Genomic DNA, 6,559 nt, shown 5'->3' on the forward strand with positions numbered 1-6,559 from the left:
CGTCGTCGACGTCAGGTCGGTATAAGAGACAGGGACAGCGCCCGTGACCGTCCACTTCATCGGCGCGGGCCCCGGCGCCGCCGACCTCATCACCCTGCGCGGCGCCCGCCTGCTGGCCTCCTGCGGGGTGTGCCTGTACGCGGGAAGCCTGGTGCCGCGCGAACTCCTCGCCGAGTGCCCGCCCGACGCCCGCCTCGTGGACACCGCCCGACTCACCCTGGACGAGATCGTCGCCGAGATGATCGCCGCCCACGAGGCGGGGCACGACGTGGCCCGCCTGCACTCCGGTGACCCGTCGATCTTCAGCGCGGTGGCGGAGCAGATGCGGCGGCTCGATCGGGCCGGCGTGCCTTACGACATCGTGCCCGGTGTGCCCGCCTTCGCGGCGGCTGCCGCCGCCCTGGGGCGCGAGCTGACCGTGCCGACCGTCGGCCAGACCGTGGTGCTCACCCGGGTCGCGCAGCGGGCCACCCCCATGCCGGAGGGCGAGGACCTGGCCACGCTCGGCCGTTCCGGGGCGCTTTTGGTCCTGCACCTCGCCGCCCGGCACGCCGACCGGGTGGTCGCCGAACTCCTCCCGCACTACGGCGCCGACTGCCCGGCGGCGGTGGTCGCGATGGCGAGCCGGCCCGATGAGGTGGTGCTGCGCGGGCCGCTCGCCGGGATCGCCGACCGGCTCCGGGAGGCGGGCATCACCCGCACCGCCGTGATCATGGTCGGGCGGGTGTTGGGCGCCGCGCAGTTCCCCGACAGCTACCTGTACTCCGCCGAGCGGGTTCGCACCGACCCCTGCGGCACCGCCGGCGCGGCCGACACGTCCGACGCCGCCGCCGATCCGGCACGATGACCCGCCCCGCCCGCGTCGACCGGCATGTGTTGATCCTCGGTGGCACCACCGAGGGCCGCCGTCTCGCCGGCGGGCTGTCGGCCGCCCACCCCACCGGCCTGCGGGTCACCACCTCACTGGCCGGCCGGGTCGCCGCGCCCCGCCTCCCCGAGGCGGGAGAGGTCCGGATCGGCGGTTTCGGCGGCTCCGCCGGCCTCGCCGACTGGCTGCGCGAACACGCCGTGGACCTCCTGATCGACGCCACCCACCCCTTCGCCGTCCGGATCACCGCCAACGCCGCCCGGGCCGCCGGGGAGGCCGGGGTGCCGCTGCTGGCACTGCGCCGCCCCGGCTGGACGCCCGTTCCCGGCGACCGGTGGCACCCGGTGGACTCCCTGGCCGGGGCCGCCGACCTGCTGCCGGGGCTCGGCTCCCGGGTCCTGCTGACCACCGGCCGGCTCGGTCTGGAGTCCTTCGCGCACCTCACCGAACCGTGGTTCCTGGCGCGGACGGTCGATCCCCCCACCGGGCCGTGCCCGCCGCGCACGACGGTGCTCACCGCGCGCGGCCCGTTCGACCTCGACGGGGAGCGCGCGCTGCTGCGCGAGCACCGGATCGACGTGCTGGTCACCAAGGACAGCGGGGGAACGGCCACCGCCCCCAAGCTCACCGCCGCCCGGGAGGCCGGGATCCCGGTGGTGATCGTGCGCCGCCCGGAACCGCCGACCGGCGTGCCGACCGTCGCCGATCCGGCGGAGGCCGTCGCCCGGGCCGGGGAACTGCTCTTCGACGTGCGGTGAGACGTGCGTCGACGAAGAATTCGCCCGGTCCGGGGCCGTCGTCCCGCTCACGGGTCCGTCGGTGCCGCCTCCCACCGGGGCGTGTCCTCGGTGGGAGCGCTCACGAGCCGGCCGAAGACCACGTCCGCGAAGTGGTTTCCGAAACCGATGGTGTCCGATTCGCCCAGCATCTCCAGGACTCGGTGACGGGTGCGCACCGCCTGTTCCGCGTCGGCGTCGAACAACACGTGCCAATCGGGATGGGCGAGTTGGATCGTCGAGTGCATGACGTCCCCGAAGGCGAGGACGCGTGTGTCACCCGAGGAGATGAGGTACCCGGTGTGTCCGGTGGTGTGCCCCGGCAGTGGGACGGTGGTGACACCGGGAAAGATCTCCTCGCCCGGTTCCACGGCGTACGGGCGCCCGGGAACCACCGCGTCGGGAGCGGCGGTCGCCGTGGCGAGGGCGGTACCGGGCACACCCGCCGAACGCCACTCCTCCCGTCCCGCGAGGAGGGCGGCACGGGGGAAGGTGGGCGGCTGTCCCGAGCCGGGAGGCGGGGCCCAGCCCCGGTGGTCATCGTGGAGGTGGGTGAAGGCGATGCGTTCGATCCGGGAGGGGGACACCCCGAGAGCCGTCAGCTCGGCGGGGAGTCGGCCCCCCTCCAGGAGACCCAGAGCCGGGTGGGAATCGCCGGGAGCGAGGCGCCGGGGGCCGAAACCGGCGTCGATGAGCATGGCCCGGTTCCCGAACTCGATCAACAGTCCCCCGATCGAGCCGACCAGACACCCGTCGGTGTCCAAGTGGGCGGCATGCTGAACCCAGTCGGATTCACCGGTGCCGGGAAACCATTGGCGGGGGCGTAGCTGGACCGATCCGTCGGGCACGTGGGTGAGGGTGTGGTCGCCCGTTCGCAGTCGGCGGACCGCCGACGGGCGACGCAGACGGGAGGTGCTGTGGGTGGAGGTCACCGATTCTCTTCTTCCGGGAGGAGCACGAAACCCGGGTCTCCCGGGGAACCCGGGGAACCCGGGAAAGGGGTGGGGCACGGATCGGAGCGCCACCGGGCCCACCCCCCTTCGGATCAGTTCGCGAGGATCGCCAGGTCCAGGGGACGGGGGGTCGGAGCGGGGGAAGGGACGACAGTCGGTGAGGTCTCCGGGGTGCCCTGCACGGACGCCCGGGTGCGGGAGAGGATCTCCAGGCGGGGCAGGCTGTCCATGCCCGGGACGGGAAGGAAGAGGACAAGTCGCAGGGAGACGCGGTCGGGGAAGCTGAGGCAGGTCCGTTTGAGGGCGAGTTCACCCACCAGGGGGTGGGTGAACAGATCGATGCCGCAGGCGTCCTCACGCACCTCGTGGCGGTTCCACAACTCCTCGAACTGCTCGCTCGCACCGCGCAGTCGTTGGATCAGGTCGTTGAGGCCGGAGTCGTTCGGATAGCGGGCACAGTGGGTGCGGACCCGGGCGACCAGATCAGCCGCGTCCTCCTCGTGCCGGGGGAAGCGACCACGTGTCGGCTCATGGGTGAAGAAGTCCCACAGGAGGTTCCCCGAGCCGCCGTGCAGGCCGAGCAGTTCGTATGCGGTGCTGTTCACCGCCACGGCCTTGTAGTGATGGTCGAGGATGTACGCCGGATTCGGCAGCCAGTTGTCGACGAAGGGCTGGAAGGTCGAGGCTTCCAGGGGGAACGCCGGGCCGTCCAACTCGGCTTTGTGGCCCGCCAGACGACGAACGTACATGCGCTGGGCGTCGTCCAGGCGCAACACCTTGGCGATGGCCTCGATGATCTCCAAGGAGACGTTGAGGGCTCGTCCCTGCTCGATCCAGGTGTACCAGGAGACCCCGACCCCCGCCAACTGGGCGACCTCCTCGCGGCGCAGGCCGGGTGTGCGTCGTCGCCCCCATTGCGGGAGTCCGACCGACTCGGGAGTGATCTCCGCGCGTCTGGCCGAGAGGAAACTTCCCAGTTCCTTTAAGCCCTGCGATCGCATCACTTGAAACCTTTCGGGATCTTGTGGATGAATTTGTGATCATACGGCAGGAACTGACCTCGTGTCCGCCGTTGAAGGAGCCGTACGTGATCACGGGCTCGCAGCGAGGGACATGGATCCGTTCGAGTAGTAACCAACATTCATTTTTCTGAGATTATTCCGGTGTGTTGCCTCCGGATGAACCGGGGAGCTCGTTGCCGTGCTTCCCCGGGATGTGGCCATCACCCATCCTTCACCCTTCATGGTGATGTGAGTGTTGGTGGTACCCATATGAACAACCACCACTGGTGGTCATCGAGCCGTGTGTCGATGGTGGACCCATGTCAACCTCCACGGCGCCTTCACATCCCCCGTCGCGCATGACGTCCCGGCAAAAGACCGTTCTGGTCGTTCTGCTGGGGGCCCAGTTCATGTTCGCGGTGGATTTCTCCATCCTGACCGTCGCGCTCCCCAAGATCGGAGCCGACCTCGGTATCGGGATCGACGACCTGCAATGGGTGGTCACCGTCTTCGCGCTCTCCGCAGCCGGTTTCATGCTTCTGTGCGGGCGCATCGGTGACCTGTACGGCCGGAAGAAAATCTTCCTCGCCGGGATCGCCCTGCTCACCATCTCCTCTTTCGCCGGCGGACTCGCCGAGTCACAGGAAACGCTGTTGCTCGCCCGTATCGGTCAGGGCCTGGCGACCGCCATGGTCACCCCGTCGGGACTGGCACTGATCACCACCTCGTTCTCCGAGGGGCCGATGCGCAACAAGGCGTTGGGCCTGAACGGAGCGCTGCTCTCGCTCGGCTTCGCGGCCGGGGCGATCCTGGGCGGAGTGCTCACCGATGTCCTCTCCTGGCGGTGGGACTTCTTCATCAACGTGCCGGTGGGCATCGCCCTGTTCATCGGCGCCGCGGTGGTCATCAGAGAGTCCCGTTCCATCGACCGTCCCCGTCTGGACGTACCGGGCGCGGTGACCGTCACTCTCGGCCTCCTGGCTTTCGTGTACGGCATCACCGGCGGTGAGCGAAACGGCTGGGGATCCGTCTGGACGTGGGGGGCGTTGCTGGCCGCGGGCATCCTGCTGGTCGCGTTCTACCTCATCGAACTCCGGACCGCCGAACCCCTGGCCCCCGTTCGGGTGCTGCGTGCCAACTCGGTGAAGTGGGGGAACCTCGGAGGGCTGCTGACCTTCTCGATGGAGTCGGGTCTCGCCTTCCTGCTCACTCTCTACCTGCAACAGGTACTGGGCCTTACCCCGCTCCAGACGGGTCTGATGTTCGGTTTCCTGGGAACGGGGGCCTTCCTCGGCGGAACCATGGCTTCCCGGATCATCGCCCGCCTGGGCTCCAAGGGGACGTTGGTGACGGGTCTGGTCATCCAAGCCGTCATGACGGGCGTTCTCTTCTTCCTGGGTGACAACGTCGGCGTGGGCGTCGTCGTGGTGCTCCTCACCACCTTCGTCGGCGGCTTCGGCCACGTGTTGGCCATCGTGGCGTACACCGTCACCGCCACCTCGGGAATCTCCGACGAAGAGCAGGGTCTGGCCACCGGCTTGATCACCATGACCCAGCAGATCGGCTTCACCATCGGCATCCCGATCATGTCCGCCATCGCCGCCACCCGGTACGGAGCACTCGAAAGCGGTGTCCCGACGGCGGAGGGAACGCTGACGGGCACCACGTTCGGCATGTTGGTCAACGGCCTGATCGTGTTGGCCGGAGCGCTCCTGGTCCTTTTGTTCCTGCGGTCCGCCCGCACTTCTTCGGCCACGGTCACCGCGTCCGCGGAACCGGAGTCGGCGAAGACGGGCCGGGAAACCGTCGCAACCTGATCCCGGCGCGGTGCGGACATGGCCCGGTCCGCACCGCGCCGGCCCCGCGAAGACATCCCACACCGTGTTCCACAAGGGGGAAGAGATGAACGCCGTAACGCGCACCACCCCGTCGGGGGCCCCGTCCACCGAGGAGAACGAGACCTTCCCCGGGGTCACCGCGTTACTCGGTCCACCGGAGCACCGGTTCTTCGGCGAGGGGTACAAGCGTCCCCTGCACCGTCTGACCGACGTGCGGTTCACCGACTCCGACTCCCGGCGTCCCGGTGTCAACGCCGTGGCCGCCGTGGAATACCCCGGGGACTGGTCGCGGAAGAGCAGCGGAAACCAGCGGCCCCACCTGTCCACCGTGGACGTCCTGCTGTACGGGGTCCGCCTCGCCGAGCTCCTGCTCGCAGCTGAGGGGTGGGGGCCGGAGGTCCTGCGCGACTCCTGGCTTCGCCGGGCCCGCATTCGTGCGGGCTCCTCGCCCGTCGAGGACGACCTCGCCGGTTTCCCCGTCACCGTGGAGTTGGAGGACCGTGTCCCTTCCCCCGTCGCCGGCCGGGAGGTCACCGTGATCCGCGGCACGGTGGCCACCCTGCGGGTGAGCCTGGAGATCGACCATCCCGCCGTTTGCGGCCCCCCGTCGAGGCCGGTCCCGCTTCCCGGGGCACCCGCCCATCCGGAGCGTCACCTCTACTGGGACGGCTTCCGGTACCGGGGCCAGGACATCGACCAGCTTGTCCTCGAGCCGGACCGGCCGGCGGCCAACGCCCTCCTGCGCACCACCACCCGGGGCCCCGCCGCGCTGCCCCCGGAGGGGTTCGAGGCCGCCCACCAGCCCTCGGCAGGGTTCGTGGACCTCTTCGTGTCGGCCCTGCAACTGGGGCAGATCCTCCTCTACCGCCTGGACGCCCTCACCCGGGAGAGCTCACACACCCTGTGGATGCGCTCCACGTCGTGGGAGGCGGACCGCCCCGATCGTCCGGCCGGTGAGCGGCTTCCCCTGCTCGTCGCCCTGGAGGACGCCGACATCCTCCCCACCCGTGAGGGTCCCCTGCGTCGCGCCGAGATCAAGGCATCTCACCACGGCATGCGACTCACCTGTTCGGTGGTTCACCGCCTTCCCGGGGCGTGAGCCCCCCGCCGGCCCGTCCCGAAC

The 6,559-nt window shown here is 69.9% G+C and carries 6 protein-coding genes; 4 read left to right on the forward strand and 2 right to left on the reverse strand.

Annotated features, from left to right (window positions below):
* Positions 1 to 43: 43 nt before the first annotated feature.
* Positions 44 to 847 (forward strand): precorrin-4 C(11)-methyltransferase, encoded by an 804-nt coding sequence (gene cobM, locus FNQ90_RS08900; protein ID WP_182605865.1) that lies wholly within the window; start codon positions 44 to 46, stop codon positions 845 to 847.
* A complete protein-coding gene (locus FNQ90_RS08905) occupies positions 844 to 1,626 on the forward strand; it encodes a cobalt-precorrin-6A reductase (RefSeq protein WP_182605866.1) in 783 nt (260 codons plus the stop codon). Before cobM ends, FNQ90_RS08905 begins: the two co-directional genes overlap by 4 nt.
* A 47-nt stretch (positions 1,627 to 1,673) precedes the next feature.
* Here FNQ90_RS08905 and FNQ90_RS08910 read toward each other — a convergent pair whose 3' ends face one another.
* Together FNQ90_RS08910 and FNQ90_RS08915 are read right to left on the reverse strand one after the other, a co-directional pair.
* The gene (locus FNQ90_RS08910; protein WP_182605867.1) at positions 1,674 to 2,576 is read right to left on the reverse strand and encodes an MBL fold metallo-hydrolase; all 903 of its coding nucleotides are present in this window, start codon (positions 2,574 to 2,576) and stop codon (positions 1,674 to 1,676) included.
* Positions 2,577 to 2,689: 113 nt separating this feature from the next.
* The gene (locus FNQ90_RS08915) at positions 2,690 to 3,598 is read right to left on the reverse strand and encodes a helix-turn-helix transcriptional regulator (protein WP_182605868.1); all 909 of its coding nucleotides are present in this window, start codon (positions 3,596 to 3,598) and stop codon (positions 2,690 to 2,692) included.
* Between the two features lie 359 nt (positions 3,599 to 3,957).
* On the opposite strand from FNQ90_RS08915, the gene FNQ90_RS08920 reads away from it, so the two are divergent.
* On the forward strand, positions 3,958 to 5,415 hold the full coding sequence (locus FNQ90_RS08920; protein WP_228470985.1) for an MFS transporter: 1,458 nt from the start codon (positions 3,958 to 3,960) through the stop codon (positions 5,413 to 5,415).
* 85 nt (positions 5,416 to 5,500) lie between these two features.
* Complete coding sequence (locus FNQ90_RS08925) at positions 5,501 to 6,535, forward strand: AvrD family protein (RefSeq protein ID WP_182605870.1); 1,035 nt, start codon at positions 5,501 to 5,503, stop codon at positions 6,533 to 6,535.
* Positions 6,536 to 6,559: the final 24 nt, after the last annotated feature.

It is taken from the genome of Streptomyces alkaliphilus, assembly GCF_014141535.1.
In the GTDB taxonomy this organism is placed as follows: domain Bacteria; phylum Actinomycetota; class Actinomycetes; order Streptomycetales; family Streptomycetaceae; genus Streptomyces; species Streptomyces alkaliphilus.

What these genes read in the sequence shown, in the direction of transcription:
- FNQ90_RS08905 (WP_182605866.1), top strand. Translation starts at nt 844, where the DNA reads ATGACCCGCCCCGCCCGCGTCGACCGGCATGTGTTGATCCTCGGTGGC.
- FNQ90_RS08915 (WP_182605868.1), bottom strand. Translation starts at nt 3,598, where the DNA reads ATGCGATCGCAGGGCTTAAAGGAACTGGGAAGTTTCCTCTCGGCCAGA.
- FNQ90_RS08920 (WP_228470985.1), top strand. Translation starts at nt 3,958, where the DNA reads ATGACGTCCCGGCAAAAGACCGTTCTGGTCGTTCTGCTGGGGGCCCAG.
- FNQ90_RS08925 (WP_182605870.1), top strand. Translation starts at nt 5,501, where the DNA reads ATGAACGCCGTAACGCGCACCACCCCGTCGGGGGCCCCGTCCACCGAG.